At 72.3% G+C, this 26,039-nt stretch carries 18 protein-coding genes; 9 read left to right on the top strand and 9 right to left on the bottom strand.

All coding sequences use genetic code 11. From position 1 onward, the window contains the following. Positions 1-21: 21 nt before the first annotated feature. Positions 22-1,023 carry a hypothetical protein gene (locus G4D86_RS05425; RefSeq protein WP_163990177.1) on the bottom strand — a complete coding sequence of 334 codons (1,002 nt, stop codon included), beginning with the start codon at positions 1,021-1,023 and terminating at the stop codon, positions 22-24. A gap of 237 nt (positions 1,024-1,260) precedes the next feature. Continuing rightward, positions 1,261-2,670: a serine/threonine-protein kinase gene (locus G4D86_RS05430; RefSeq protein ID WP_163990179.1), complete on the bottom strand. Its 1,410-nt coding sequence runs from the start codon at positions 2,668-2,670 to the stop codon at positions 1,261-1,263. 285 nt (positions 2,671-2,955) lie between these two features. Between G4D86_RS05430 and G4D86_RS05435 the strand changes: the two genes are divergently transcribed. Next, positions 2,956-5,220, top strand: coding sequence for a serine histidine kinase EspA (locus G4D86_RS05435; protein ID WP_163990181.1), 2,265 nt, complete (start codon positions 2,956-2,958; stop codon positions 5,218-5,220). Continuing rightward, on the top strand, positions 5,217-7,025 hold the full coding sequence (locus G4D86_RS05440) for an OPT/YSL family transporter (RefSeq protein ID WP_163990183.1): 1,809 nt from the start codon (positions 5,217-5,219) through the stop codon (positions 7,023-7,025). The genes G4D86_RS05435 and G4D86_RS05440 overlap by 4 nt, the downstream gene beginning before the upstream one ends. Here G4D86_RS05440 and G4D86_RS05445 read toward each other — a convergent pair. Both G4D86_RS05445 and G4D86_RS05450 read right to left on the bottom strand, forming a co-directional pair. Beyond that, positions 7,009-11,031, bottom strand: coding sequence for a serine/threonine-protein kinase (locus tag G4D86_RS05445; protein ID WP_163990185.1), 4,023 nt, complete (start codon positions 11,029-11,031; stop codon positions 7,009-7,011). The two genes, G4D86_RS05440 and G4D86_RS05445, sit on opposite strands and share 17 nt — an antisense overlap. A gap of 149 nt (positions 11,032-11,180) precedes the next feature. Next, entirely contained in the window at positions 11,181-12,692 is a 1,512-nt protein-coding gene (locus tag G4D86_RS05450; protein ID WP_163990187.1) for a Do family serine endopeptidase, read from the bottom strand. 389 nt (positions 12,693-13,081) lie between these two features. Between G4D86_RS05450 and G4D86_RS05455 the strand changes: the two genes are divergently transcribed. The 4 genes from G4D86_RS05455 (at position 13,082) to G4D86_RS05470 (ending at position 18,282) form a co-directional block, all read left to right on the top strand. Continuing rightward, on the top strand, positions 13,082-13,552 hold the full coding sequence (locus tag G4D86_RS05455) for a response regulator (RefSeq protein WP_163990838.1): 471 nt from the start codon (positions 13,082-13,084) through the stop codon (positions 13,550-13,552). Positions 13,553-13,597: 45 nt separating this feature from the next. Beyond that, a complete protein-coding gene (locus tag G4D86_RS05460; RefSeq protein WP_240360057.1) occupies positions 13,598-14,410 on the top strand; it encodes a glutaminyl-peptide cyclotransferase in 813 nt (270 codons plus the stop codon). 84 nt (positions 14,411-14,494) lie between these two features. Then, entirely contained in the window at positions 14,495-17,044 is a 2,550-nt protein-coding gene (mprF, locus tag G4D86_RS05465) for a bifunctional lysylphosphatidylglycerol flippase/synthetase MprF (RefSeq protein ID WP_163990189.1), read from the top strand. Beyond that, positions 17,041-18,282, top strand: a complete 1,242-nt coding sequence (locus G4D86_RS05470) for an AcvB/VirJ family lysyl-phosphatidylglycerol hydrolase (protein WP_163990191.1) — start codon at positions 17,041-17,043, stop codon at positions 18,280-18,282. The genes mprF and G4D86_RS05470 overlap by 4 nt, the downstream gene beginning before the upstream one ends. 1 nt (position 18,283) lies before the next feature. On the opposite strand, the gene G4D86_RS05475 is transcribed toward G4D86_RS05470, so the two are convergent. From G4D86_RS05475 to G4D86_RS05485, 3 genes are all read right to left on the bottom strand, one after another. After that, positions 18,284-19,651 (bottom strand): sigma-54-dependent transcriptional regulator, encoded by a 1,368-nt coding sequence (locus G4D86_RS05475; protein ID WP_163990193.1) that lies wholly within the window; start codon positions 19,649-19,651, stop codon positions 18,284-18,286. Further along, positions 19,651-21,114 carry a sensor histidine kinase gene (locus tag G4D86_RS05480; protein WP_163990195.1) on the bottom strand — a complete coding sequence of 488 codons (1,464 nt, stop codon included), beginning with the start codon at positions 21,112-21,114 and terminating at the stop codon, positions 19,651-19,653. Before G4D86_RS05480 ends, G4D86_RS05475 begins: the two co-directional genes overlap by 1 nt. 106 nt (positions 21,115-21,220) lie before the next feature. Beyond that, positions 21,221-21,442: a hypothetical protein gene (locus G4D86_RS05485; RefSeq protein WP_163990197.1), complete on the bottom strand. Its 222-nt coding sequence runs from the start codon at positions 21,440-21,442 to the stop codon at positions 21,221-21,223. Positions 21,443-22,033: 591 nt separating this feature from the next. Here G4D86_RS05485 and G4D86_RS05490 point away from each other — a divergent pair. Beyond that, complete coding sequence (locus tag G4D86_RS05490) at positions 22,034-23,248, top strand: hypothetical protein (RefSeq protein ID WP_163990199.1); 1,215 nt, start codon at positions 22,034-22,036, stop codon at positions 23,246-23,248. Positions 23,249-23,262: 14 nt separating this feature from the next. Beyond that, complete coding sequence (locus G4D86_RS05495) at positions 23,263-24,411, top strand: tetratricopeptide repeat protein (RefSeq protein ID WP_163990201.1); 1,149 nt, start codon at positions 23,263-23,265, stop codon at positions 24,409-24,411. Between the two features lie 10 nt (positions 24,412-24,421). Here the strand turns inward: G4D86_RS05495 and G4D86_RS05500 are convergent, their stop codons facing one another. After that, entirely contained in the window at positions 24,422-24,973 is a 552-nt protein-coding gene (locus G4D86_RS05500) for a metal-dependent hydrolase (RefSeq protein WP_163990203.1), read from the bottom strand. Positions 24,974-25,030: 57 nt separating this feature from the next. Next, positions 25,031-25,258 carry a hypothetical protein gene (locus tag G4D86_RS05505; RefSeq protein ID WP_163990205.1) on the bottom strand — a complete coding sequence of 76 codons (228 nt, stop codon included), beginning with the start codon at positions 25,256-25,258 and terminating at the stop codon, positions 25,031-25,033. A gap of 253 nt (positions 25,259-25,511) precedes the next feature. Between G4D86_RS05505 and G4D86_RS05510 the strand changes: the two genes are divergently transcribed. Then, positions 25,512-25,961, top strand: a complete 450-nt coding sequence (locus tag G4D86_RS05510; RefSeq protein ID WP_240360083.1) for a MarR family winged helix-turn-helix transcriptional regulator — start codon at positions 25,512-25,514, stop codon at positions 25,959-25,961. Positions 25,962-26,039 lie beyond the last annotated feature (78 nt).

A 26,039-nucleotide genomic window follows, 5' to 3' on the forward strand; every position in this document is an offset into this window, starting at 1 on the left:
CACGCCAGGGCCTCGCACCGCTCAGGGTGGACACGTGCCACAGTCGGACTGGCAGCTGTTGTAGGCCGTGCCGGTACCGCACTTCTCGGTGAACTGGCACGTGCCGTCGCCACACCGGAAGATTTCCTGCGGCTGGATGCGCGTGACGATGGGCCGGTAGTTCTTCCCGCCGTACGTGCAGCGCAGGTAGTACGGCTTCGGGGCAGAGGTGGTGCCGGCCCGCTCGCACAGGCTCTCGCATGAGCCCACGTGGACGATGGGCGGGCACTCGGAGGACGTCGCGCTCGAGGACAGCCCGCATGCACGCGAGGTGCTCTCCGCGGCGCTGAGGTAGGCCCGGTCGTTGGCGGCGAAGATGCCGGTGCCGTCGAAGAGGTTGCCGAAGAAGCACGCCTCCTGCTCGCTGTACGTCGACAGCTCCGAGCTCGTGTAGGGGATGACCGCGCCCTGCGCGGTGCGGCCCTGCACGGAGATGGGGATGTGGATGCCGTACTTGTTGGTGTGCGCCGCGAGGCAGGCGGACACCACCTCCTGCTCCAGCTCCGTCGCTGTCGAGCCCGAGGCCCAGGCCGTCGCCAGCCCCAGGCTGCCCGCCCAGGTGTACGTCACCCCCGTCAACGGGTTGGTGAAGCTGCGCGTCTGCCCCGCCGGCACCGCGCACTTCACCACGTACTGCATCACCGCGTTGGCGGTGGTGACGTCCTGGTTGAACCACGTCTTGAAGCCATTGGTTGACAGGCCATTTGTCGACAAGCCATTGGTTGACAGGCCATTTGTCGACAAGCCATTGGTGGAGAGGCCATTTGTCGACAGGCCGTTGTCTGTCTGTTCTGCCGCGAGCACCACCCCGAGCTCGTCTCCCGGGCTCGCGTCGGGGCTTGTGTCGGGCACGTCCGCTGGGCCGCACCCTGCGCTTCCCACTCCCAATGTCAGTGCCAGGAGTCCCCAGGTGAGCCAGCGTTGGCTCCACTCACGGCTGACACGGCTTCCACGTACAGACTGCACTGCTGGTGTAGGACGCATGACTCCCCCCGCTTGAAGCGGCCGGCTTGTGGCCGGTCGCCGTGGCGCCCACCGGTTCCAGCGATGACAAACAAAAACGCTGTTGCTGGCAGGTAAGGGAAGTGTGACGAAGCGAGGCGGTGCGATGAAATGCGACCAGACGAAAATATTGCCGTCTGGGTTAAAACACAGACACCCGGTGTGTGTGGTGCAAAACGGGTTGTCTCGGACTCAGAGACTCACCTGTATTCCGTGGTGCTACTCAGGTTCCGGAAATTCCAGGGCGAGTGAGGCCGCGGGCGTGAGGGCGAAGCCGTCCGCGGCGCGCAGCCTCCAGGCTCCGACGTCGGTGACGGGGCCGCCCACGACTTCGGACTCGCCGGACTCGCCGCGCGTCTCGGCCTGGCCCAGGTGCATGCACAGGTGGACGTGGGCGCTCACGGGGTCCGCGAGCTTCTGCGCGGCCTGCTGGAGGATGCGCAGGGAGTTCTCCGCCTCGCGCAGGTACGCGGTGCGCTCCGGGCTGGGGGCGCCATTCTCCAGCGGGCGGACGGCGAGCAGCGTGGTGCCGGACTGGAGCGCGAAGAGGAAGCCTCCGCCGCGCAGGCCCTGCTCCAAGCCGTCCAGCACGTCCGCCAGCACGGCGTACACGGCGTCGTCGTCCTGGGCGGACGAGGCCAGCACCACCTCGCAGTGGACGGCGAGCGCCAGGCGGGTGCGGCGGGCGGGCTGCACGGGCTCTTCCGCGGCCTCGCTGAGGGCGGCGAGGAAGACGCCCACGCTGCCGTAGCGCCGGCCGCCGTCCTTCTCCAGGCAGCGCAGCACCACCGCGTCCACGGCCGGAGACACCGGTGCAATCGCACTGGGCCGGGGCGCGGGCGCCTCCAGGTGCAGCCGCTCCAACTCCATGCGGTCCTCGCACTGGAAGGGGTAGCGGCCGGTGAGCAATTGGTGCAGCAGCACGCCCAGCGCGTAGATGTCCGTGTGCGGGCCAATGGGGCCGCCGCGGAACTGCTCGGGCGCCATGGCGTGCGCGGTGCCCAGCCGCTGGCCGGCGATGGTGAGCCCCTCCTGCGACGGCTCCACGTACAGAAGCTTGGCGATGCCGAAGTCGAGCAGCTTCACCCGGGGGCGCTCGCCCTCTTCCATGACGAGGACGTTGCTGGCCTTCAAGTCACGGTGGACGACGCCGGCCTTGTGCGCGGCATCCAGCGCCGCGCAGACGGGCTCCAGGTACGCCAGCGCGCGCGACGCGGACAGCCTGCCGCGCTCCTGGACGACCTGGCTCAGCGTGCGCCCGGTCAGCAGCTCCATGACGTAATAGGGGCTGCCGTCCGGCATCAGGCCGAAGTCGTAGACGTCCACGATGTTGGGGTGGTGGATTTGATTCACCACCCGCGCCTCGCGCACGAAGCGCTTGAGCATCTCGCCCTGATCCGCCAGGTGCGGGTGCAGCACCTTCACCGCGGCCCGGCGCCCGAGGATGCGGTGCTCGGCCTCGTAGACGCTGCCGTGTCCGCCAGAGGCCAGCAGCGCCTTGAGGACGTACTCACCGGCCAGCGTTCCCGGGCCGCGCTCGGCCTTGGTCGTCTCTCCACGCTCCCGCTCGAAGGCGCCGAGGTCTGTCCGGGCCTGGATGCGGAAGGTGCTCTCGGAATCCGCCGCCATGGGTGGACGACTCTACCACCATTCCTCCAGGTATCCGCTGCACGGCCCGGGCCCCGGAGGCTCGTCCGGCTGCATCAATACCGTCCGTGCGTTCACCATCCACCAACCCGGTGCCCTGCGAGCAGGCCGGGTGTCGGCTGGCATATGCTCGGGCTTCCCACCACACCCCGGGGGATTGGACGGCAAGTGCCCGGGGCTGCTGGATTTCGGGACGTGGCGACACGCGCGGAGTCAGGGGCTGGGTGGGGGGTTCGGGGCCGTGGGTGGGCGCCGGGGGGAGTGGAAATGACGACGCTGGACGACCTCACGACGTGCGCGGGCCTTGCCTTGGCTCCGCCGTCTTCCACCGGTGCCTGCCTCATCCTCATCAGCACGACGACACCGGCCGCCATCGGCAAGGCGTATCGGTTGGAGCCGGGTGAGCACACCATCGGCCGTGGCTCCGAGGCCACGGTGCGCATCGACGACCACGGGGTGTCGCGCAAGCACGCACGCATCGTCCGCACCGACGACGGCGGCTGCCACGTCACGGACCTCGAGTCCACCAACGGCACGCTGCTCAACGGCGTGCCCGTCACCACCGCCGAATTGCAGGAGGGAGACAGGCTCCAGATTGGCACTGTCACCGTCTTCCGCTTCTCCAAGCGCGAGGTGCTGGAGCAGCGCGAGGAGCAGCTGCGCCAGGCGCTGTCCGCCGCGCGCGTGGGCATCTGGGACTGGAACGCGCAGAGCGGCCGGGTGACATGGAGCGAGCAGGTGGACCGGCTGCTGGGGCTCGCCGTGGGCAAGCTGTCCGGCCGGGCCATGGACCTGGACGAGGTGGTGCACCCCGGCGATTTGCCCCGCGTGCGCGAGGTGCTGCGCGCCGCGCTGGAGAAGAAGACGCAGGTGGATGTGGAGTACCGCATCGAACCGCAGGGAAGTGGATGGCGGTGGATATCCTGCAAGGGTGACGTGCTGTGCGACGCGTCCGGCACGCCCGCGCGGGTGACGGGCACGGTGATGGACATCACCGCGCGCAAGCAGGCGGAGCAGGAGCTGCAGCGCCAGTCGCTCATCTTCGAGAGCATCTACGACGGCGTGGTGATTACCGATTTGGGCGGCGGCATCATCGACTGGAACACCAGCGCGGAGCGCATGTTCGGCCGCAACAAGACCGAGGCGCTGGGACAGACGCTCTTCAGCGTGCTGCACCCGGAGGAGTCCGACAAGACCACCGCGCAGGTGCTCACCGCGCTGGAGAAGCAGGGGCGCTGGAGCGGGGAGCTGGAGTTCCGCCGGAGGGACGGCACCACGTGCTGGTGCGAGTCCGTGGTGGTGCCGCTGCGCGACAGCGAAGGGCGCGCGATTGCGAACATCATGGTCCACCGCGATACCACGGAGCGCAAGCAGCTCCAGGCGCACCTGGTGGTGGCGGACCGGCTGGCGTCGGTGGGCACGCTGGGCGCGGGCGTGGCGCACGAAATCAACAACCCGCTGGCCTACATGCTCGTCAACCTGCACCTCATCCGCGAGGGATTGGACCGGCTGGAGCACGTGGTGCCCGCGGCGCCCGTCGCATCGCTCCAGCAGCTGGTGCGCGAGACGACGGAGGGCGCCGAGCGCATCGCGACCATCGTCCGTGACTTGAAGGTCTTCGCACGCGGCGAGCAGGAGCAGCGGCTGATGCCGGTGGACGTGCGCCGGGCGGTGGAGCTGGCGTGCAAGATGGCGGACAACGTCGTGCGCCACCGCGCGCGGCTGGTGACGGAGTTCGAGCCGGTGGCCCCGGTGGAGGCGAGCGAGTCGCGGCTGTGCCAGGTGTTCCTCAACCTGCTGCTCAACGCGGCGCAGGCCATTCCGGAGGACGGCCCGCACGCCAATGAGCACGAAATCCGCGTCGTCATCCGCGCCGAGGAGCGCGGCCGGGTGGTGGTGGAGGTGCGCGACACCGGCATGGGCATGGCGCCCGAGGTACTGGGCCGCATCTTCGACCCGTTCTTCACCACCAAGCCGGTGGGCGTGGGCACGGGGCTGGGGCTGTCCATCTGCCACGGCATCATCGAGTCCATGGGCGGCTCCATCCAGGCGGAGAGCGAGCCCGGCCGGGGCAGCACCTTCCGCGTGGTGCTGCGCGCGGCCACGCGCGAGCTGGAGGTGCTGCCGCGCCTGGCCGCCGCGGTGCAGAACAACGCGCGGGCGCGCATCCTGGTGGTGGATGACGAGCCCAACGTGACGCTGGCGCTGCAGCGCTCGCTGGCGGCGGACCACGAGGTGGCGACGGCCAACAGCGCGCAGGCCGCGCTGCGGCTGGTGAGCGAGGGCAGCCGCTACGACCTCATCCTGTGTGACGTGATGATGCCCGGCATGACGGGCATGGACCTGTACAACGAGCTGGGCCGCTGTGCCCCGGAGCAGGCAGGACGCATGGTGTTCATGACGGGCGGCGCCTTCACCCCGCGCACGGTCTCCTTCCTGCGCGAGGTGCCCAACCTCAAGATTTCCAAGCCGCTGGACCTCACGCAGCTTCGCGAGTTGGTGGGCCGCTCCGCCGAGGCGGCTGCGCGATGAGCCCTCCCGTGCGCCCCTCCGCCTCCGGCCTCCCGGTGGCCGAGCCGGCTCCTTCCGACAGACGGCCGCTGCTGTCCTCCGTGGCCCCGACGCCGGAGGCGCCCCGGGAGCTGACGGCGCGTGCGCTGGGCATGGGGCTGCTCATCGGCGGGCTGCTGGCCGTCACCAACGTGTACATGGGGCTGAAGACGGGCTGGTGGGAGAGTGGCTCCGTCACCGCCGCGGTGCTGGGCTTCAGCGCGCTGGCGACGGTGTCGCGGCGGCGGGGCTCGCCGTACACGCCGCTGGAGAACAACGTCACCCAGACGGCCGCGTCCGCGGTGGGCGCCATGCCGGCGGCGGCGGGCCTCCTGGGCGCGCTGCCCGCGCTGAGCCTGCTGGGCCTGTCCGTGCCCGGCTGGGGCGTGGTGGCCTGGAGCGTGGCGCTGGGCGCGCTGGGCGTGCTGGCCGCGCACGTGCTGCGGCGCAGGCTGGTGGTGGAGGAGGCGCTGCCCTTTCCCACCGGCGCCGCCACCGCGGAGCTCATCACCGCCATGCACGCGCCCACCCAACCCGAGGTCCGCACCGGGCATCGCGGGTGGGTGCTGGCGGCGGTGGCCGGCGTGTCCGTGGCCATCACCGCGCTGCGGGACGCCTTCAAGGTGCTGCCGGGGATGACGGCGATGCCGGGCTCGCTGGGCAGTGTGCCGGCGGCGTCGCTGACGTGGGGCATCGGCTGGAGCCCGATGCTGCTGGCGATTGGGATGATGACGGGCCTGCGCCTGGGGCTGAGCATGCTGGCCGGGGCGGTGGTGGGGTGGGGCGTGCTCGCGCCGTGGCTGGAGGGCTCGGGCGTGCTGAAGGCCGCGGGCTACGAGGGCGGTCTCGACACGTGGCTGACGTGGCCGGGCGTGGGGCTGCTGGTGGGCTCGGCGATGGCGGCGCTGGGCGTGCAGGCGCGCGACTTCCTCAAGGCCGCGAAGGACGTGGGCTCGCTGGGGCGCGCGGACGCGCTGCCGCGCTGGGCCCTGGGCGTGGGGCTGGCGGCGTGCGCGCTGGCGGTGGGACTGGGCGCCTTCGTCTTCGGCCTGAGCGTGCCGTACATGCTGCTGGCGCTCGTGCTGGTGCTGCCGCTGTGCGCGGTGTGCGCGCGCGGCGCGGGACAGACGGACGTGTCTCCGGTGTCGCAGATGGGCCAGATTACGCAGGTGGTGTTCGGCGCGCTGCTGCCCGGGGCGATGGCGCCCAACGTGACGTCGGGCGCGGTGACGTCGGGTGCGGCGGCGCAGACGGGCGTCAGCATGTGGTCCCTCAAGTCGGGGCACCTGCTGGGGGCCACGCCACGCAGGCAGCTCGTGGCGCAGCTGATGGGCGTGCTCGCGGGCTCGCTGGTGGCGGTGCCGGCCTACCTGCTGCTGGTGAAGGCGTATGGGCTGGGCTCGCAGGCCCTGCCGGCGCCCTTTGCCACCCAGTTCCGCGCGGTGGCGGAGCTGGCCGTGCGCGGACTGGACGGTCTGCCCCCGCACGCGGGGCTGGCGGGAGGCGTGGCGGCAGTGGTGGGCGCGGCGCTGACGCTGGCGGCGAAGAGCCGGGCGGCGAAGTGGCTGCCGCTGCCGCTGGCCATGGGCATCGGCTTCATCCTCCCGGCCTTCTACGCGGTGTCCATCTGCCTGGGGGCGGTGGGCATGGCGCTGGCCCGCAGGCGCTGGCCGGACGCGACGGACCGGAACGTGGCCCCGCTGGGCGCGGGCGCGATTGCCGGTGAGTCACTGACGGGAGTGCTCATCGCCGCGCTGATGGCGCTGGGGCTCATGCAGCAGGGGTGAGGTCCCTCACGCGCTCCAGCGAGCGGCGGATGCGGCCCTCCATGAGGTTGGGCACGTGGATGGCGCGCTCCAGCGCCTCCTGAAGCACGCGGGCGGCCTCGTCGCGGTCACCCCGGCGCAGCGCCGCCAGCCCCATCATCTCCAGCACCTCCAGGGGCTCCTGCTCCACGGACACCTGGGCGGAGCGCTCTCGCAGCGCGCGCCAGGCCTCCGCCGTGGCCTCGCGCGTGGCCAGCTCCACCATGGCGAAGAGCACCTCCTCCGAGGGGCTCAGGTCCACGCCGTGCCGGCCATCCGCGAGCACCTGCCGCACCTGCGCCAGCAGCTCGCGCCCGCGCGCGTGGCGGCCCGTCCAGGCCATGGCCCGCGCCTGCAGCAGCAGCGCCCACGGGCGTGGTGCCACCTCCGGGTGCCGGCGCTCCAGCGCAATGGCGCGGGCGATGTGCGGGGTGGCGGCCTCCACGTCGCCGGCCTGGTAGTGCAGCTCGCCCAGGTTGTGCTCGGCGAAGTACTCCCAGCCCACCATGCCCAGCTCGCGGCCCAGGTGCATGAAGCGCTCCTGGTCCTTCAGCGCGCTCGCCAGGTCCTTCCGCGCCACCCAGAGGTTGCGGCGGTTGTTGATGGCGCTGCCCAGGTGGAAGCGGTCTCCGCGCTCGGTGCACGCGTCGATGACCTCCGTCAGCACCCGGTCCGTTTCGTCGATGTCGCCCAGGTTGGGGAGGATGACGGCGAGCAGCAATTGCGCCACCACCTGCGTCTCGTAGCCCGCGTCCCCCAGGCGGCGGGCGCGCTCGGCGGCGGCCTCCAGGGGCATGCGCGCCTCCTGCCACTCGCCCTTGCGGAACTGGGCGCGGCCGAGCGCCAGCAGCAGCCGGGCCTGCACGTAGGGGGACTCCACGCGGGAGGCCAGTCCCTGGGCGTCCAGTGCTCGGGCCTCGCTGCGCGCGTAGTCGTTCGTCCAGTCCAGCGCCATGGCCTCGTCCAGCAGCAGCTCCACCTCCGTGCGCGTGTCGTCCAGGCGGCGGGCCTTCTCGCGCGCGGCGGCGAAGTCAGCCAGCGAGTCGTCATACCGGCCAATGCGGATGCGCATCAGGCCCCGGCCGCGCAGCGCGGTGAGACAGCGCAGCTCATCCGTCGGCTCCAGCAGGTCCAGCGCGCGCGTGTACATGGCCTCCGCGTCGAGGAAGGCGTGGCGGCCGCGCGCGGACTCGGCGAGGTCGATGGAGAGCGCGGCGGCCTCATCCGTCAGGCCGGCGGCGGCGGCGTGCAGCGCCAGGCGGGGCAGGCGCTGGCGCTCGCTGGCTCCCGCGCTGCCCAGGTAGTAGCGGTAGGCGGCGTGGTGGATGCGCAGTCGCTCGGCGGCGGGCAGGGTGGCAGCCACCGCCTCGCGCAGCAATTCGTTGCGGAAGCTCAGGCCTTCCTGCCGGTGGGCCACCAGCAGGCCTGAGTCCAAGAGCCGCTTCGTGGCGTGGCCCGCGTCCAGCGGGAAGCCACCGGCGGCGCCGTCGCGCTCCAGCTCGCGCACCACGCCCTCCGCGGTGGCGGCGGTGAAGTCCGTGCCCAGCAGCGCGCAAAGCCGCGCGTGCGCGGCGAGCGAAGCGGGCAGCGCGCCCAACTCACGGTCCGCGAGCCACTCCACGAGGCGCAGCTCGGGCACCTTCTCCAGCCCGTCGGTGACGAGGTACCAGCTGCCGCCCGGCGCGCGCTGGCGCACCAGCCCCTGGCGCTTCAGCCCGCGCACCAATTCCACCACGTAGAGGGGCACGTGCTGGGCGCGCTCCACGATTCGCTCCACCGCCTGCGCGGGCACGTTCTCCACCGGCTTGAGCAGCATGCGGCACAGCTGCTGGGCCTGGTCGGCGCGCAGCGCGGGCAGCGACAGCGTGGCCTGCCGGGCGGCGCGGGTGCCCCACGTGGGGCGGCTCTTCTCGAAGCCCGGGCGCGCCAGCACGCACACCCACAGGGGGACGCTGGCCTCCGCGAGGCAGGCGTACTCCAGCGCGTCCAGCGCCGTCTCCTCGGCGAAGTGCGCGTCGTCGACGATGAGGCACAGCGGACGCTCGCGGGCGTTGGCGGCCAGCAACTCGCCCGCGGCGCGCATGGCCAGCGAGCGCAGCGCGCCGGGGGCCGCGGCCCAGCTCTGCAGCTCCGGCCCGCCCGGCGCGTACCAGCCCAGCGTGGCGGCCACGCCGGGCCACAGCTCCGTGCCCAGCGTGGGACCCAGGCGCTGCTGAATCGCCGCGTAGCCCTGCTCCTCCGAGTCCGTGTCGTCGTGCTCGAAGGCGCTCAGCGTGCCGCGCAGCAGCGTGCGCAGCGTGCCGTCCGGGTCGCCCTGCACCGGCTCGCGTGAGCGCGTGGAGTACACCCGCGTGTGCGGCAGGAGCGCTTGAAGGCGGCGGGCCAGCGTGGCGGCGAGGTGGCTCTTGCCGTGCCCCCGCTCGCTCAGCACGGTGACGAGGGTGGGCGCCGCCTCGCCCACCGCCGAGCGCGCGCTCTCCAGCAGCGAGGCCAACTCCCCCTCGCGGCCCACCAGCACCTCGCTGCCGAGCTGGAGGACGGTGATGTCCGGACGCGGCGCGGCTCCCGGAGGCGCGGGGCGCACCAGGCCGCGCAGGCCCGGCACCTCCATGCAGGGCACCTCCGGCACCGCTTCGGCGGCGGCCGGCGTCAGCAGCAGCCCGTGCGCGTCCGGCCCGGTGGGGTAGTGGTCCTCGCGCGAGAAGATGGCGCCCAGGTAGCGCGGCGCGCCGGTGGGACGGCGCTGCACGGTGACGGCGGACACGTCCACCAGCGCGCCCGGGGCCAGCCCGCGCTCGGCCAGCCCTTCGGCGGCGCGCATGGCCCGGCGCACCGGATTCTCCCCCACGTCCGGGTCGAACACGGCGGCGATGCGCGGCCCGTCCGTGAAGGCCATGTGGCCGCCGTAGGAGCCCAGCGCCTTCTGGAGGGACACCGGGTTGGCGCGCGAGGTGAGAAAGAGGACGGCGACGGAGCGGCGCACCTGGGCGGGGCGCGGCTCGCCGGGCGACACCGGCCGCTGCGAGGACGACTCGGAGGCGCGGTGCGCGTGCTCGAAGGCCCCGCGCAGCAGCGTGCCCAGCGCGGCGGCGTCCTCCGGGCGGCGCGCGCGCTCCTTGGCGAGACAGCGCAGCACCACCTCCTCGAGGGCGGGCGGCACGTGCGCGAAGTCCGACGGCGGCGGCGGCCGCAGGGACAGGTGGGCCTGGAGCACGTCCGGCGTGGCGCCGAAGAAGGGCGGCCGGCCGGTGAGCATCTCGTAGAGCAGCACGCCCAGCGCGTACACGTCCGTGCGCGCGTCCACGTCCAGGTTGCCCGCGCACTGCTCGGGCGCCATGTACTCGGCGGTGCCGGCGAAGCCGGACGTATCGCTCGGCGTGGACCCCACCGGCAGCGCGATGCCTTCCGTGGAGGTGCCGCGCACCAGCCCGAAGTCGAAGACGCGCATGCGGCCGGCCACCTCGTCCAGGAAGAGGTGCTCCGGCTTCAAGTCACAGTGGGCCAGCCCGCGCGCGTGGACGGCGGCCACCGTGTCCACCGCGGCCAGGGCGCGCGAGGCGAGCTCGTCCGCGGGCAGCGGCCCGGAGATATGCGCGAGGCGCTCGGCCAGCGTGGGCAGCGGCACGTACTCCATGGCGAGGAAGCGCGCGCCGCCCGGCAGCGTGCCGAACTCGTAGAGGGCGGGCACGGTGGGTGGGCCCAGCACCTTGAGCGCCTCGGATTCGCGGACGAGCTGCGCGCGGCCCAGCACGTTGCCGCTGCGCGCCACCTTGATGGCCACCTGCTTGCCGTCCGACTCACGCCACGCGCCCAGCAACACGCCGAAGCCCCCGTGCGCCACCACCCGCTCCACCTGGTAGCCCGGGATGACGGGCGGGGTGGCGGGCACGGCGGACGGCGCGGGGCCTCCCCCGGGAGGGGGTGGGCTCGGCGGGCACGGCGCGTGGGAACCCTCCCAGCGGCGACCGCATGTCTGGCAACGCGGCACGGGTGGCACTCTACGTCAGGTGCCATGCCGTTTCAGAATCGGGCGGACGGACGCGGGGTGACCCGGTGGGTCGTCCGCCACCACCACGCCCCCGGGCCTGGAAACCCTTCCCGTTTGTGCGGGGTTTGGCCCGGGGCGCGAAGGGTGCTTCAGCGCTCCGGCACTTCCACCGCGCGCAGCAGGGCGGTGTCGGAGTTGGGGGCACGCACGCGCAACAGCAGCGCCGCGCCGGGCTTCGCGGAGGCGAAGGACTGCACGACCTCCGCCGCGCTGGAGACCTTCTGGTCGCCCACCTGCGCGAGCACCATGCCGGGCACCAGGCCGCCCTTCTCCGCGGGGCTGCCGGGCTCCACCGCCATGATTTGCGGGCCGTTCTCCGTGTCCCGCAGCTGCACGCCGATGCGCTGGCGCTGGGACGCGGTGCCGTTGCGCGGCGCCACCTCCTCCTCGCCCTCCATGGCCGGACGCGTGCCCAGCGTCACCTCCAGCGTCTGCGGCTTGCCCTCACGCAACAGCTCCACCTTCACCTTGCTGTCGGGCTTGAGCTGGGCCACCGCGCGGGTGAGGGCGCCCGCCGAGTCCACCGGCTTGCCCTCCACGGAGGTGATGATGTCCTCCTCGCGCAGGCCGCCGCGGGCGCCCGGGCTGCCGCGGTTGACGCCGGCCACCACCGCGCCCTTCGTCGCCTGCACGCCCAGCGCCTTCGCGATGTCCGGCGTGAGGTCCTGCACGGACAGGCCCAGCCAGCCGCGCCGCACCGCGCCCGTCTCCTGGAGCTGCGACAGGAGGTTGCGGATGAGGTTGCTGGGCACCGCGAAGCCGATGCCGGTGGCGCCGCCGATGATGGCCGTGTTCATGCCCACCACCTCGCCCTTCATGTTGAAGAGCGGCCCGCCGGAGTTGCCGGGGTTGATGGCGGCGTCCGTCTGGAGGAAGTCGTCATACGGCCCCGCGTGGATGTCGCGCGCCCGGGCGGAGAGGATGCCGGCGCTCACGCTGGAGGCGAGGCCGAACGGGTTGCCGATGGCCATCACCGCGTCGCCCACGCGCAGCGCGTCCGAGTCACCCAGCGGCACGGAGGGCAGGTTGCCCGGCGCGCCCTTGAGCTTGATGAGCGCAATGTCGGTGAGCGGGTCCCTCCCGAGCACTTCGGCATCAAAGGCGCGGCCGTCATCCAGCTTCACGCGCACCACGTCCGCGTCCTCCACCACGTGGTTGTTGGTGAGGACGATGCCGCCCGCGTCGATGATGAAGCCGGAGCCCGCGCCCTGGCGCGCCGGCGTCTGGCCCTCGAAGCCACCCATGCCGGGCGGCAGGCCGAAGCGCTCCGCCATGCCCGGCGGCAGGCCCTGCATGCCGGACACGCGGCGGGGCCGCGCCGTCACCTCCACATTGACGACCGCGCCCTTCACCGCGTCTACCAGCGGCGCCAGCGAGGTGAGCGTGCCCGGCGCGCCGGATGCCGCAGGGCTGTAGAGCGCCTGCTGCACAGGCACGTTGGGCGAGGCAGCGGGCGTGGCGGACGCCTTCGCGGAGAGGGCGGCCGTGGGGGCCGCGGCGTTGGCGGTGCCCAGGGCCTGGCCGCAGGCCGCGCCGAACGTCGCGGCGGGAAGCAGGGCCAGGGCACCGAGGAGGCGGCGAGTAGGGAGCGAGCAGGGCATCGTTCGTTCTCCATGTGGGCCGGAGGGAGTCCGGCCGGGAAGGGGTGGAAATCTCGGTCCGGGCGCGGGGTGGACGCGATGACCGCGCGCGCGGCGTCCCCCGACTCCTCGCGCGCAGTCATTGGTGCCTGGGGGCCCATCATGCGAGTCCCCACGCCCGAACCGATGCCGCGAGTCATTGCAGGCCCCGGGCCAATCGCAGACAGGCCGTGTCTTCCTCTAGAGGCGCGGCGGCGAGGACCTCATGGGGCGGAATGGGGCGGGGCAAAGTGCCCCGGTCGGGGCATTTCTCCGCGGGCAACGTGCCCCGCTCCGAGGAAGCGGGCGTGGCATGGCGAATGCTCTGTCTGGCAGGCCCACCACGAATTCCCAAGGAGCTGACATTGATGATGGGGCCGGAAGACAACGTGAATGAGCCGGTGGCGCCGCGACAGCGGCCTGGCGCGACTCGGGAGTGGGCGGACGGACGCGGGGCGCCGCGCATCCTGGTGGCGGAGGACCAGGCGGAGATGCGCGTGCTGCTGCGGCGGGCGCTGACGCGCCGGGGCTATGAGGTGGTGGACGCGCCGGACGGGCCGCACCTGGTGCAGGCCATCGTGGACGGCCTGCTGGCGCCGCAGACGCTGGTGCCGGACCTCATCGTCACCGACGTGCGCATGCCCGGCTACTCCGGCCTGGAGGTGCTCGCCCGGCTGAGGCGCGAGGGGTGGACCACGCCGGTCATCCTCATCACCGCCTTTGGCGACGCGCAGCTCCATGAGGAGGCGAAGCAGCTGGGCGCGGCGTGCGTGCTCAACAAGCCCTTCGCCATGGAGGACCTCTGCGCCGCGGTGGAGGCGCTCGTTCCCCTGGAGCGCTGAGTCACTGGTCAACGCGGCCGGTGCCGCGCGATAAGGTGCGCACCCATGAAGCCCTCCCTGCGGAAGTCCTCCTGGCTGTTGCCGCTGTGCGCGCTGAGCGCGACATGCACGCCCGCCCACCGGCCCGTGTCGGAAGGCACGCAGGCGCAGGTGCCCCAGCGGCGAGTGGCGCGCATTGTCCGCGAGTATCCGCACTCCACGGACGCCTTCACCCAGGGGCTCGTGTTCCACCAGGGCCAGCTCTTCGAGAGCACCGGCCACGAGGGCACGCTGCGCCAGCTCTCCTTCGACTCCGCCGAGCCGGTGTGGATGGAGGAGCTGGGCGACATCTTCACGGAGGGCCTGGCCAGCGACGGCGAGCGCCTCTACCAGCTCACGTGGACGGAGGGGCTCCTCTTCACGTGGAGCGGCATGCCCCCCAGCCGCGAGCGCACCACGCGCTACGAGGGCGACGGCTGGGGCCTGTGCTACTGGGAGGGGAAGCTGGTGCGCAGTGACGGCAGCTCCACGCTGACCTTCCACGCGCTCGACGACTTCCGCCCGCTGGGCACCGTGGAGGTGACGCTGCAGGGCCAGCCCGTGGACCAGCTCAACGAGCTGGAGTGCGCCAACGGCGTCATCTACGCCAATGTCTGGCACACCTCGGACGTGCTCGAAATCGACCCGCACACCGGCAACGTGGTGGCCGTCATCGACGCGTCTGAATTGACGCGCGCGGTGGCGCCACAGCTGCGCAGCAACGAGGCGGTGCTCAATGGCATCGCCGTGGAGCCGGGCACGGGCCGCATGTTCATGACGGGCAAGCTGTGGCCGAAGCTCTTCGAGGTGCGCCTGGAGCCCGCGCCGGGCGAGAACTAGGCGCCGCCGCGAGGAGCCCCTGCCTGGCTGGCAGTGCCCGCCGGGCGTGGCATGCGCATGCTGGTGGGAGGGGAGGGCTTCTGCATGGACAGGCTGCGGCGCGTGGCCCTCGCCCTGCTGCCCCTGGTGCTGCTGGGCGTGGCGGCCTGGGTGCTGCACCGCGAGCTGGCGACGCTGCGTGGCGGGGAGGTGAAGGCGGGCCTGGCGGCCATTCCCCCGGGCCGCGTCCTGCTGGCGCTGCTCGTCACCGGCGCGAACTACCTCGCGCTGACGCTGTATGACGTGCTGTCGCTGCGGCACGTCGGCCGGAAGCTGCCGTACCGGCACGTGGGCTTCACGTCCTTCATCGGCTACGCCTTCGGCCACAACGTGGGCATGTCGTTCTTCAGCGGCGGCTCGGTGCGCTACCGGCTCTACTCCGCCCACGGCCTGTCCGCGCTGGACGTCGCGCAGGTGGCCACCTTCAACGCGCTCACCTTCTGGTCGGGGCTGCTGGCGGTGGCGGGCACGGCGCTGGTGGCTGGCCGCGGGGCGTCGGCGCTGCTGTCCCTCCCACCGGGCGCGGCGCGAGCGCTGGGGCTGGGCATGCTGGGCCTGCTGCTGGTGTACCTCGGGGCCTGCGCGTGGGTGCGCCGCCCGCTGCGGGTGCGCGACGTGGAGGTGACGCTGCCCACGCCCGCGCTGGCGGTGGCCCAGCTCGCGGTGTCGTGCCTGGACTGGGCGCTGGCGGCGCTGGTGCTGTGGGTGCTGCTGCCCGAGGGCGCGGGCGTGTCGCTGCCGGGACTGGTGGCGCTCTTCGCGCTGGCGCAGCTGGCGGGCATCGCCAGCCAGGTGCCCGGAGGCCTGGGCGTGTTCGAGTCCATCATCCTCGCGGCGCTGTCACCCGCCGTGCCGGCGCCCCTCGTGCTGGGCACGCTGCTCGTCTACCGCGTCGTCTACTACCTGCTGCCCTTCACCGTGGCGGTGCTGCTGCTGGCCCTCCACGAGGTGGGGCTGCACCGCGAGCGCCTGGGACGGGCGGCGCGCGTGACGCGGGACACCTTCGCGCCGGTGGTGCCGTGGATGGCGTCCGCGGCGGCCTTCATCGCGGGCGCGGTGCTGCTCTTCTCCGGCGCCACGCCCACGGTGCCCGAGCGACTGTCCTTCCTGAAGGACCTCGTCCCGCTGCCGCTGATGGAGGCGTCGCACCTGCTGGGCAGCCTGGCCGGCCTGGCGCTGCTGGTGCTGGCGCAGGGGCTCCAGCGCCGGCTGGACGGGGCCTACGTGCTGACCCAGGTGGCGCTGGTGGCGGGCGCGGTGTTCTCGCTCGTCAAGGGCGTGGACTACGAGGAGGCGGCGCTGCTCCTGGCGCTGGCCCTGGCGCTGGTGCCCTTCCGCGCGATGTTCTACCGGCGCGCATCGCTGCTCGAGGACGCCTTCAGCCCGGGGTGGCTGCTGGCCACGGGGGTGGTGGTGGCCGCGTCGGTGGGACTGGGGCTGCTCGCGTACCGGCATGTGGCCTACAGCCACGCGCTGTGGTGGCAGTTCACCTTCGGCGGGGACGCGCCGCGCTTCATGCGGGCCACGGTGGGCGTGCTGGGCGCGGGGCTGCTGTTCGGCGTGGCCGCGCTGCTGAGGCCTGCTTCCGCGCGTCCCCGGCCTCCGGACGCGGCGGCGCTGGCGCGCGTGCGGCCACTGGTGTCGCACTCGCCGGAGTCCGCGGCGTACCTGGCGCTGGTGGGGGACAAGTCGCTGCTCTTCAACACCGGGGGCTCGGCCTTCCTCATGTACGGCGTGTCCGGGCGGAGCTGGGTGTCCATGGGGGACCCGGTGGGGCCGGAGGGCGAGGCCACGGAGCTGGCGTGGCACTTCCAGGCGCTGGCGGACCGGCACGAGGGCCGGGCCTGCTTCTACCAGGTGTGCGCGAAGACGCTGCCCCGCTACCTGGACCTGGGACTGTCGCTGCTGAAGCTGGGCGAGGAGGCCACGGTGCCCCTGGCGGACTTCAGCCTGGAGGGCCCGGAGCGCAGGGGACTGCGCCATGCCGTGCACAAGCTGGAGCGCGAGGGCCTCACCTTCGAGGTGCTGCCGCGTGAGGCGGTGCCGGCGCTGCTGCCGGAGTTGAAGGCCATCTCCGACGCGTGGCTGGAGGAGAAGCACACGCGGGAGAAGGGCTTCAGCCTGGGCTACTTCTCGCCGCGCTACCTGGAGGAGGGGCCGGTGGCCGTGGTGCGCCGGGACGGAGTCCCGTGGGGATTCGCCAACGTGTGGGCGCCGGAGGTGAAGGACGAGCTGAGCCTGGACCTGATGCGCTACCGACCGGGCAGTCCGCACGGGGTGATGGACTTCCTCTTCGTGTCGCTGATGCTGTGGGGACGGCGGCAGGGCTATGGCCGCTTCAACCTGGGCATGGCGCCCTTCAGCGGCTTCGAGGCCCGGAGTCTGGCGCCGATGTGGAACCGGATGGGCGCGTTCCTCTTCCGGCACGGCGAGCACTTCTACAACTTCCAGGGGCTGCGCCAGTACAAGGAGAAGTTCAAGCCGGAGTGGGCGCCCCGCTTCCTCGCATCGCCCGGAGGGCTGTCACTGCCCCGGGTGCTGGCCAACGTCTCCGCGCTGGTGTCGCGAGGGCTGGGCGGGGTGGTGGTGCGATGAGACGCAGGGGACTCGTGGCGCTGGGGCTGTGGGTGCTCACGTGCGCCGCGGTGCCGTTGGATGCGGGCGCGGAGACCGCGCGCTTCGGTCGGCTGGGCACGGTGGTGGTGACACGCCCCAGGGCCCCGCCCTCGTCGGTGGCGCTGCTGCTGTCGGACGCGCCGCCAGGGAGCGGGCGCGGCGCGGAGCTGGCGTCGGCGCTGGCGGAGCACGGCGCGCTGGTGCTGGGCGTGGACGCGCGGGCGTACTTGCGCGCGCTGGAGCGCGAGTCCGGCTGTGCATACCCGGCGGGCGACCTGGAGGCACTGAGCCAGGGCTTCCAGCAACACGCGGGCCTGCCCGAGTACCTCCACCCGACGCTCGTAGGCGTGGGAGCCGGCGCGGAGTTGGCGGATGCAACGCTGGCCCAGGCTCCCGCTGGGACGTTCACCGGCGCGGTGGGCATGGACGTGCACCCGGCGAAGTCCCTGCCGGTCACCTTCTGCGCCGGGCCTGGGCGCGAGCACGGGAGCACCTCGGGCCAGCAGTTGGTGCCGGCGCGCACCCTGACTCAATTGCTGTCCGCCTATGACGCGGCCTCCGTGCCCGCGCCTCTGCCTCCCACGGCCTCGGATGCGGTGAAGGACCTGCCGCTGGTGGAGGTGCCCGCAAAGACGCAGGGCAGTGACACGCTGGCGTTCCTCGTCACGGGCGACGGTGGCATGGCGGCGCTGGACCGGGCCCTGGCCACTTCCTTCTCGGACGCGGGCATTCCCGTGGTGGCGCTCGACTCGCTTCGCTACTTCTGGAAGCGGCGCACGCCGGAGGAGACAGCGTCGGACGTGGCGCGCGCGCTGCGGCACTACCTGCCCGAGTGGGGCCGGCAGCGTGTGCTGCTGGTGGGGTACTCGCGCGGCGCGGACCTCGTACCGGCCATCGCGGCCCGCCTGCCGCCGGAGCTGCGCGAGCGGCTGCGACTGGTGGCCCTCATCGCTCCAGGACAAGAGGCGGAGTTCGAGGTGCACGTCACCGACCTCTTCGGCATCGGCAAGCACCCCAGCCTTCCCGTCCTCCCCGACGTGGAGGCGCTCGGCGACACGCCCCTGCTGTGCATCTACGGCGCGAAGGAGGCTTCGGAGAGCCTGTGCCCGAAGCTGGCTCCCATGCCCGGCCGGCGCGTGGTGGCACGAAAGGGCGGCCACCACTTCGACGGGGACTTCGAGGCCCTCGCGCGACTCGTCCTCCAGTCGCTCCCCTGACTCAGGGCTTCTTCGCCTCGTCGTCGCGCTCCAGCTTCCGGTAGAGCGTCTTGCGGTCCACGCCGAGCACGCGCGCGGCCAGCGTGCGGCTGCCACCCACCGCCTCCAGCACGCGGTGGATGTAGCGCCGCTCCAGTTCCTCCAGGGTCACCAGCTCCGACGGGTCCGTGTTCTCAGGCACCGCCTTCGGCTGGCTGTAGTTGCGCACGCGCTCGGGCAAATCATCCACGGTGAGCTGCTCGAAGGAGGTGAGCGCCACCGCGCGCTCGATGCAGTTCTGCAGCTCGCGCACGTTGCCCGGCCAGCCGTAGCCGAGCAGCCGCTGCGCCGCCGCCGGGGACAGGCCCTCCACGCGCTTGCCGGTGCGCGCGGCGAACTGCTCGATGAAGCGCTGGGACAGGGCCAGCACGTCGTTGCCGCGCGCGCGCAGCGGCGGCAGTTCGATGCCGATGACGTTGAGCCGGTAGTAGAGGTCCTCGCGGAAGCGGCCTTCCTCCACCGCCAGCTCGAGGTCCCGGTTGGTGGCCGCGACGATGCGCGCGTCGAAGGGCACCTCCGTGTCTCCGCCCACCGGGCGCACCACGCGCTCTTGAAGCGCGCGCAGCAGCTTGGGCTGGAGCGTGAGGGGCAGCTCGCCCACTTCATCCAGGAAGAGGGTGCCGCCGTGGGCCTGGACGAAGAGGCCGGTGCGCGCGGCCTTGGCGTCGGTGAAGGCGCCCTTGGCGTGGCCGAACAGCTCACTCTCCAGCAGCGCCTCCGGCATGGCCGCGCAGTTGAGGGCCACGAAGGGTCCGTCCTTGCGGCGTCCCCGCGTGTGCACGGCGCGCGCGGCCACCTCCTTGCCGGTGCCGCTCTCGCCGGTAATCAGCACCGTGGAGTCCAGGTCCGCCACGCGGTCGATGAGCGCGTAGGCCTGCTTCATGGCCAGGCTCTCGCCCACCAGCGCGCCGCCGTCGTCGCGCCGGCCCAATTCCTGCCGCAGCCGGCGCACCTCCTCGCGCAGGGCGCGGTGCTGCACCGCGCGCTCCAGCACCAGCACCAGCGCGTCCACGTCGATGGGCTTGGTGACGAAGTCGTAGGCGCCCGCGCGGATGGCGGCCACCGCCGTCTCCAGGCTACCGAAGGCCGTCACCACCACCACCGGGATGTCCGGGCGGTTGAGGGCGATGCGCTCACACAGCGCGAGCCCGTCCATGCCGGGCATGCGCAAATCGGTGAGCACCACGTCGAAGTCCTCGGCGGCCAGCTTCGCCAGCGCCTCGTCCGCGGAGGGCATCGCCACCGGCGTGAAGCCCCGGCGCGTGAGGCCCTTCTCCAACATGGCGCGCATCTCGCGCTCGTCCTCGACGACCAGGACGCGGCCCGGCATCAGTGCTCTCCTCGTGGCAGGTAGATGGAGAAGCAGCTACCGCGTCCGGGCTCGCTGCGCACGCCAATCCAGCCTCCATGGTCTCTCACCAGACCGTAGGAGACGGACAGGCCCAGGCCCGTGCCCTCGCCCACGTCCTTGGTGGTGAAGAAGGGCTCGAAGACGTGGGGCAGCACGTCCGCGGGGATGCCGTCGCCCTGGTCCTCCACGTCCAGCCGCACGTAGTCGGACTCGGCGCCGCCCTCCGCGGCCGGCGGTGTGGCGCGGACCTCCTCGGCGCGCACGTGGACGGTGCCCGGGCGCTTCATGGCCTGCAGCGCGTTCATCACCAGGTTCGTGAGCACCTGCTGCACCTGCCCTCCGTCCACCTCCAGCGCCAGCCCCGAGGGCACCTGGGCCTCCAGCGCCACGCTGCGCTTGGACGCCATGGGCCGCAACAGGCTGAGCGAGCGCTCCACCAGACCGTGCACGTCCTCCGGCGCGCGGTGGGGCGCGCGGCGCCGGGCGAAGTCCAGGAGCTGGCGGATGATGCCCGTCATGTGGTGGGCCTGCTGCGAGATGATTTGCGCGCACTCGGCGACTTCCTCGCCCTCGGCCTCGCCGCTGGAAATCATCTTCGCGCGGCCCATGACGACGTTGAGCGGCGTGCCCAGCTCGTGCGCCACGCCCGAGGCCAGCTTGCCCACGGTGGTGAGCCGGTCCGCGTGCCGCAGGTGCTCCACCGCGGACAGCCGCGCGGCCGTCTCCGAGGCGAGGCGCGCGCGTGTCTCCTCCAGCTGCTCGCCCATGCGATTCATCGCGCTGGCCAGCGCCGTCAATTCGTCGCCGCGCTTCTGGGGGAGCTGCACGCGGGCGGTGAGGTCGCCCTGGCCGATGCGGTGCGCGAGCTTCACCAGCCGGTCCACGGGCTCGCCCACGAGGCGCCGGCCCATGGCCATGGCGGCCACGAAGAAGGCGGCCGTAATCGCGGCGGTGGCGGCGATGGTGCCCACGACGACGGTGCGCACGTGCTGCTGCTGGTCGCCCAGGGACTCGGTGATTTCAATCGCCCCCAGCCGCTGGTTGTTGATGATGACCGGCGTGTACGAGTGCAGCAGGCCCGGCTCCGGGCTCGGGTCCACCATGGAGCCGTCCTGCCCCGCGCGCAGCGTGGCCAGCAGGCGCGGCGGGAAGCCGTCCAGCGGCGGGGTGCCGGGGCCACCGTCGAGCCACACCCAGCGCAGGTGCACCTGCTCCTGGAAGCGGTTGGACTGGTGGAGGAGGGTGAGGGCCTCCCGCTCACCGGCGAGCTGCCACGCCTTGCCAATGGCGCCGGCGAGCGTGTGGCCGAGCAGGCGGTGGTCGTGCTGCATGTCCAGCGCGGAGCGCTCCAGCTCGCGGCGCACCTGGATGTACTGCAGGCCGGAGATGACGGCGACAGCGAGCAGGACGAGGGCCAGGGTGAACTTGCGAGCGAGTCTCACGGGCGGTCTTGAAGAGGCTTCCCCGGTCCGTGGGCGAGGGGGTGGAGCTCACGGACCGGAGGTGGGTACTCACAACGTACCGCGAGTGCTGCAAGGAAAGCGGCGGTTAGTTGCCGCTGCCGGAGCCCTCGGCAGGCGCCGGGGCAGGCTTGGTGGAGGGGGTGGCGGCGTGCGCCTTGGCCTTCTTGCCCTTGGTGGCGGGCTTCGCCGGGGCAGCGGCGGCGGGCTTCTGACCGTCGGTGGTGGCGGCCTTCGGCGGGGCCGCGAAGGCTCCCAGCGACGCAAGGGAAAGTCCGAGGCCAGCAACGAGGGACAGGGTGCGCTTCATGAGGTCTCACTCCGGTGCGCCGCGCGGGGTTTCGCGCGGCTGACCCGGGCAAGAGCATCGGCCGTGCCAGCCTCCTGCGAAGGGCGCATCCCTCGGGAAGCGGCGGCGGCCCGGGGCGGCCGGCCCCGTTCGCGTGGGGCACATCGCCCCATCGGGGGCAGGATGCCCCGGCGTGGCGGGGCAGAATGGTTTCTCTCCCGGCGCCGCGTCGGTGCCGTGAGGCGCTGGCAGCCATGCAGTCCGCTCGGCGCCGCGTCGGTGCCGTGAGGCGCGGGCGCCCATGCAGTCCGCAAGGCGCCGCGCCGGTGCCGTGAGGCGCGGGCGCCCATGCAGTCTGCTTGAGGTGCAACTGTCGCTCCGTTCACCGCGTGGGTGACTCGCGGGGAGGGGCGGCGGGGTGGGGCGCGCTGCCCCCGGGGACGGGCGCAGCGTCGGGCAGTGCGTCGTCTCGCGCGAGCGCGTCCTCTCACGGACATCCGCGACCCGGGAGCGCGCGGCGGCGCGTGACGGCTCACGCAAGATGCGCGCGTCGCTACACGGCCGCGCCCGACGGGATTCACCTCGGACGGCGCGGCGGGGGGTGAAGCGCTCGTGAAAAGGAATCCACGTTGGTGGCTGGCCGCGGGGCTGACCTGCATCGTGCTCGCCACGGGCTGCACGTGTGGAACCGAGGAGGCGAAGGAGGATGCCGGCCCGGCCACGGGCGGCAGCGGTGCGCCTCCTCCTCCCCTGGTCGAGGTCACGAAGGACATTGGAGGCCAGCCGGTGACGCTGGCGCTCACCGAGGTCTTCACCCGGCGCGAGGGCACGACGGCGCGCACGTCCTTCGTCACGCGCGAGGAGACGGTGGCCCACGCGCGGGTGGAGGGCGGCGAGCCGGGACTGGCGGACCGCATCCGCTGGACGGTGAAGCCGGTGGGGGCGCAGTCCGGGCCCGCGCTGCCCGCGGCGGCGACGGGCCCCGAATTGGTCTTCAAGGGCACCTCGGCGCTGCCGAAGACGGGCAGTAGAGACCCCAACCCTCCGCTGGAGTACGAGGTGTCGGCCTCGCTGGTGGTGGACGGTGTGACGCTGGAGGCGAAGCTGCCGGCCACCACCTTCATCCGCCAGGAGGAGGCGGACATCCTCCGGCAGGAGTACGTGGACTACGGCACGAAGTTCCAGCCGACGCTGACGAGCGTGAGCACGCCGGGGCGCACCACGCTCAACCGGGGCAACTACTCCATCATCGTCGAGGAGAAGCCGGGCGAGCTGGAGAAGCTGCTCCGCGACGTGGAGGCGGAGGTCAACCGCCTCCTCAACGACGACGTGCAGGTGGTGCCGGTGGGGACGCGGGCGGCCAGTCCCTCCTCCACCGTGGTGTCGCCGGGACAGGCCGTGCTGATGCTGGGCGCGCTGGGGGACACCGAGCCGAAGGGAGACGACGTGTGCGTGGGCGCGCGCGTCAACGGCGGCTGCGCGGGCGTCATCCGCGCCGGGCCCAACGGCATCGCCGACACGCCCGCGAACAACCGCGCCACCCGGGTGAGCCTGGAGAGCATCATCACCAGCGCGTTCCGCAACCCGCAGCGCAACAAGTTCATCGGCTCGGGGAGCATCGACAGCCGGCACACGCGGGGGCTCGCGTTGGACCTGGACCCGCGCATGCTGTCCATTCCGGGCAAGGACGGGCGGCAGCTCATGTGCGTGGTGGAGCTGGCCGGCATCCGCGTCGCGGGTGAGCCCAACAGCTTCACCGAGAACGGGCCGATAACATTTCTCGACTGCAACGACCCGGCCGCGGACCACGTCCACGTGCAGCGGTGACGAAGGAGCCTTCCATGACTGCGTTCCCCTCATGCGCCGCGCGCGCGTGGCTGGTGCTGCTCGTGCCGCTGCTGTCCCACGCGCAGGTCCTGCCTCCTCCGGAGAAGCCGGCCGTGGCGCCGCCTTCGCCTCCGTCGGCCGCGCCCACGCCATCGGTGGCGGCGCCCGCGGCGCTGTCGTCCGAGGCGACGGAGGGCATCCGCCTGGTGCAGGAGAAATGCGCTTCGGACGGCTTCGACCGGGCGGGCTGCGAGAAGGCCGTGAAGCTGTTGCAGGAGGCGGAGCGCAAGGACCCGGACAACAACGACGTGCAGCTCGCGCTCGCGCAGGCGTACTGGAACACGTCCTACCGCGAGTCCCCGCAGGCGCGCTCGCGCGGCGAGCTGAAGCAGCGCGCGCTCGGCATCTACCAGAAGCTGGTGGACCGGGGCACGAAGGACGCGCGGCCCTACTGGGAGCTGAGCCTGCGCCAGAAGGCCGAGACGGCGCGGGTATCGCTGCTCAAGCGCGTGGTGTCGCTCAATCCGTTCCACCCGCAGGCGAACAAGGACCTCGCGCAGGCGGAGCTGTCCGCGGGGGACGTGGATGCGGCGGAGAAGAGCTACGCGAAGCACCTGGAGGTGAGCCCGTACCGCGACTCGCAGGATGCGGTGGACCACCTGAACTTCGCGAAGCGGCTGCAGCGCGCGGGCCGGCCGGAGGCGGCGTCGCGGCTGACGGAGAAGGTGTCGAAGCTCATCCAGGGCGAGCGTCGCGGCACGCGCTGCGAAATCTGGCGCTCGGTGGACTCGAAGCTGTACCAGTCGAAGAGCGACGTGATGCAGAAGGTGAAGTCGCTGCTTCCGTACTGCACCAAGACGGAAGACCTGGAGCGCGCGTCGGACCTGGAGCGCGAGGGCCGGGTGGACGAGGCGATTGACGCGGCGAAGCGCCAGGTGGCGGAGAACCCGCGGCCGGAGGGCTCGTACGTGCTGCTGGAGCGGCTCTACCAGCGCAAGGGCCAGCCGGCGCAGGCGGCGGACGTGGCCGTGAAGCAATTGGAGCAGGAGCAGGACGTGACGGAGCGCTGCGAGCGCTTCCGCGCCCTGGCGCCCGCCACGGTGCGCGCCATGCCCAAGGACCGCGTGGAGGCGCTGCGCCGCGAGTGCAAGCAGCCGCAGTGAGCGCGCCGGCTCAAGCCGCCGGAGGCGTGGGGCCCGGGGAGTCCACCTCCCCGAGGAACCGGCGCCGCAGCGTGCGCGTCACCTCCGCGTCCCAGCGCGGCGAGAACACCTCCACCACCGTGCGCCGGAAGTGCAGCGCGCACGCCAGGCACGCCAGCGTGGCCGCGAGACCGATGATGCTGTTCTGCCACGAGGCCAGGTCCCACTGCCCGTCCCAGAACCACTCGCGCATGCTGTTCGGCCACCAGTAGTGGATGGGCCACCCGGGCCCGCTGCCCGCGAGGTCGCAGACGATGTGGAGGTGGAAGGCCAGCAGCGACAGGCCCGCCACCCACGCCCGCTGCCGCGCCAACGCGGTGCACACCGCCATGGTGACGAGCGCGCCCACGTACCCGTGGAAGAGGACGTGGTGGTAGCGCTCGTACCAGTCCTTGCCTCCGAGCAGGCTGAGCCCGTCCAGGTCCGGAGCCAGCCCGGCGCAGACGACGAGGATGCGGTCCCTGCGCTCGCGCAGGCCCTGGGCGGCGAGCCACGCGAGCTCGCCATGGACGATGGGATTCATGCCCGCGAGCGTACGCCGCCAGCCGGCACGCGCGCCCCCAGGTCCGGCCCCACCCCGTCAGACGGGCGCGCGCCGCGGCGTGCCCAGCAGCTCCAGCGTGCGCGCCGCCACGTCCGCCAGCGTGGACGCGCACGGCAGGCAGCCTCCACCGCAGCACGCGGGCCACTCGCCCTCCGGGTCCCTGAGGAGCGGGTAGACGCAGCCCCGGAGCGAGTCCGGCAGCCCGGATTCCTCACAGGCGCGCCGCAACGCCGCCTGCACCGTGGGGTCCTTCACATCCATCACAGAGCCTTCCTAACGACACGGGCCCGGCCCATCCCGCATGCCTCCCAGTAGGAAGGCAGCCGGGGGCTCTTCACCCTGCCTGGACGGCCCGGCCGCCCCAGGAGAAGCGCTCTCAACTTCGGGTTGCGAATTTAGTTAGGTCCCTTATTGTATGGCCACTGTGGCTACACGAACCGCCCCCTTCCTGTCGCTCCCTCCGGTGCCCCGCTACGAGCGGCTGAAGCGGCTGGCGGAGCGCTTCCCGCAGCTCGACATGAGCGCCATCCAGACGTGCATCGCGATGCTGCACCTGTCGCACGAGCTGACGGGGGCCTACGACGCGCACCTGGCGCGGCACGGGCTGTCCATGGGTCGCTTCGTCGTGCTGATCCGCCTCTTCTCCACCGAGGAGGTGGAGGACGGGCGGGGCCTCACCCCGGCCGAACTGGCGGAGAGCTCGTGCGTCAGCCGGGCGACCATGACGGGCCTGCTCGACACCCTGGAGAAGGACGACCTCATCTCCCGCCAGGACCACCCCGAGGACCGCCGGATGTACACGGTGAAGCTCACCGCCAAGGCGCGCAAGCTCCTCGACGGCATGCTGCCGGACCACTACCGCCGCATCTCCGCCCTCATGGCCCCTCTCAGCGAGGCCGAGCGGACAACCCTCCAGGAGCTGATGACCAAGGTCAGCTCGGGCATCCCCGCCCTCCGGGACCCCTGAAGCCCCTCCCACACCCCTGATTCCTTCCGTCCGGCCCCGTCGGATGCATCCGTCGAGCTGGATGGTTAGCCACCAAAC

Source organism: Pyxidicoccus caerfyrddinensis (assembly GCF_010894405.1).
GTDB classification, from domain to species: domain Bacteria; phylum Myxococcota; class Myxococcia; order Myxococcales; family Myxococcaceae; genus Myxococcus; species Myxococcus caerfyrddinensis.